At 71.0% G+C, this 2,225-nt stretch carries 3 protein-coding genes; all 3 read right to left on the minus strand.

What is annotated here, in order from left to right; genetic code table 11:
* On the minus strand, positions 1 to 203 hold a 203-nt coding region (locus FUT87_RS18450; RefSeq protein WP_147241967.1), incomplete at its 3' end, for a hypothetical protein.
* A 69-nt stretch (positions 204 to 272) separates the two neighbouring features.
* The gene (gene prsR, locus FUT87_RS18455; protein ID WP_091724015.1) at positions 273 to 1,640 is read right to left on the minus strand and encodes a PEP-CTERM-box response regulator transcription factor; all 1,368 of its coding nucleotides are present in this window, start codon (positions 1,638 to 1,640) and stop codon (positions 273 to 275) included.
* A gap of 73 nt (positions 1,641 to 1,713) precedes the next feature.
* The coding region (locus tag FUT87_RS18460) for an ATP-binding protein (RefSeq protein WP_255511909.1) at positions 1,714 to 2,225 on the minus strand (512 nt) is incomplete at its 5' end.

A 2,225-nucleotide genomic window follows, 5' to 3' on the forward strand; every position in this document is an offset into this window, starting at 1 on the left:
TGGTCCTTCTTCTCCAGGTGCGTCTTGGCGGAATTCACCAGGTCCTGCGCGGATTCGCCGAGGCAGGCCGACAGCAGCAGCGCCGAACCCAGCGCCAGCGCGGTCGCGCCGCGCTGCAGGGCCCGCGGCAGGCCGGCCTGCGCGATGCGGGGGGAGCCAGGGATGGAAGCGGTCAGTGGGCGGTGCGCGGGCTTGCGGGACATGCGTGTCTCTTTCGCTGTCGGTGGGTGTCGGAGGATCGGAGCGGTGCTCAGGCCTTCATGCCTTCATGTCTACGCCTTGACGCCGAGGCGGGACATCAGGTCGTACAGAGTCGGCCGGCTGACCCCCAGCAGGTCGGCGGCCTTGGCGATGTTGCCGTCGGTGCGGGCCAGCGCGGCCACCACGGCCTGGCGCTCGGCGCGCTCGCGCACGGCGCGCAGGTCGAGTTCGGGCTCCTCGGCGGCGGCCTCGCCGCCGGCGGGCAGCGGCAGGTTGAGGTCGTCGGCGGTGATGCGGTCGCCGTCGGCCATGATGGACGCGCGCTTCATCACGTTCTGCAGCTCGCGCACGTTGCCCGGCCAGCGGTGGCCCTCGACGGCGCGGATCGCGTCGTCGGCCAGGCGCAGGATGGGGCGGCGCTGCTCCGACGAGAAGCGGCGCAGGAAGGCATGGCTGAGCAGCACCGCGTCGCCGACGCGATCGCGCAGCGGCGGGATGTCGACGACGATCTCGGCCAGGCGGTAGAACAGGTCTTCGCGGAACAGGCCCTGCGCGATCTTGGCCTTCAGGTCCTGGTGCGTCGCGCCGACGATGCGCACGTCCACCGCGATCTCCTGGCGCCCGCCCAGCCGCTCGATGCTGCGCTCCTGCAGGAAGCGCAGCAGCTTGGCCTGCAGCGGCATCGGCAGGTCGCCAATCTCATCCAGCATCAGCGTGCCGCCATGCGCGGTCTCGATCTTGCCGACGGTGGTCTTGGTCGCGCCGGTGAAGGCGCCGCGCTCGTAGCCGAAGAGCTCGCTCTCGAGCAGCGCCTCGGGGATGGCCGCGCAGTTGATCGCGACGAAGCGGCCCTTGCGCTTGGAGGCGTCGTGCAGCGATTGCGCCAGCACCTCCTTGCCGGTCCCGCTCTCGCCCAGCAGCAGCACGGTGGCGTCGCTGCCGGCCACCCGCTCGACGGTGCGGCAGATGCGCTGCATCTGCGGGTCGCGCGTCAGCAGCCGGCCGGTGGGCTCGCCGTCCTGCTGCGTCAGCAGGCGCTGGTTCTCCTGCTGCAGCTCGTGCAGGCGCATCGCGCGCTCGACGGTCAGCACCAGCACGTCGGGATCGACCGGCTTGGCCAGGAAGTCGTAGGCGCCCATGCGGATGGCCCGCAGCGCGTTGCTCTGGTCGTTCTGGCCGGTGAGCACGATGACCTTGGTGCCGGGCTCCAGCTCGATCAGCTTCTCGAGCAGGCGGAAGCCCTCGGAGGTCGAGTCCTGGTCCGGCGGCAGGCCCAGGTCCATCGTGACCACCGGCGGCTTGTGGCGGCGGAACTGCAGCACGGCGCTGGCGACGTCGTCGGCCGTGACCGACTCGAAGCGGTCCATCGACCACTTGAGCTGCTTCTGCAGCGCGAGGTCGTCCTCGACGATGAGCAGCGAAGGGGGCTGGGCGCTCATGCTCGTTCCCTTCGCCACGCGGGGCCTTGCGGGAGGGACGCGGCGGGGCCGGCGAACGGCGCTGCGACGGGGCTCATCGCGCCTCCACCAGGCCGGCGTCGCTGCCCGACTGGGCGAAAAACAGCGGCAGCAAGATGGTGACCTTGGTGCCTCGTCCGGGCGCGCTTTCCACGTTGATCTTCCCCCCTAGTTCCTGCAGGTACTGGTAGCTCTCGTAGGCGCCGATGCCCATGCCCGCCGCCTTCGTCGTCTGGAACGGCTTGAACAGCCGTTGATCGATGAACTCCTGCGACATGCCGCAGCCAGTATCTTCCACTTCCACCTGCGCGTGGCTGCCCACGCGCTGCAGCCGCAGCGTGACGCGGCCGTCGATCGGCGTCGCGTCCAGCGCGTTCTGCACCACGTGGCCGAGCACGCGCTCGATCCGTTCCTCATGGCCGCGCGCGCTGACCTCGTCGCGCAGCTCCAGTTCCAGGCCGCGGCCCTTGCCGACCGCCGCCGCGGCCAGGCGCCGCGCGATCGCCGTCAGCGCCACGCCGCCGGCGCTGCCGTGATGCGGCTTGTCGCCCTCGCGCAGCTGCAGCA

The sequence above is a fragment of the Mitsuaria sp. TWR114 genome (assembly GCF_007997345.1).

Coding starts and splice junctions, on each gene's coding strand:
- prsR (WP_091724015.1), bottom strand. CDS start 1,640: ATGAGCGCCCAGCCCCCTTCGCTGCTCATCGTCGAGGACGACCTCGCG.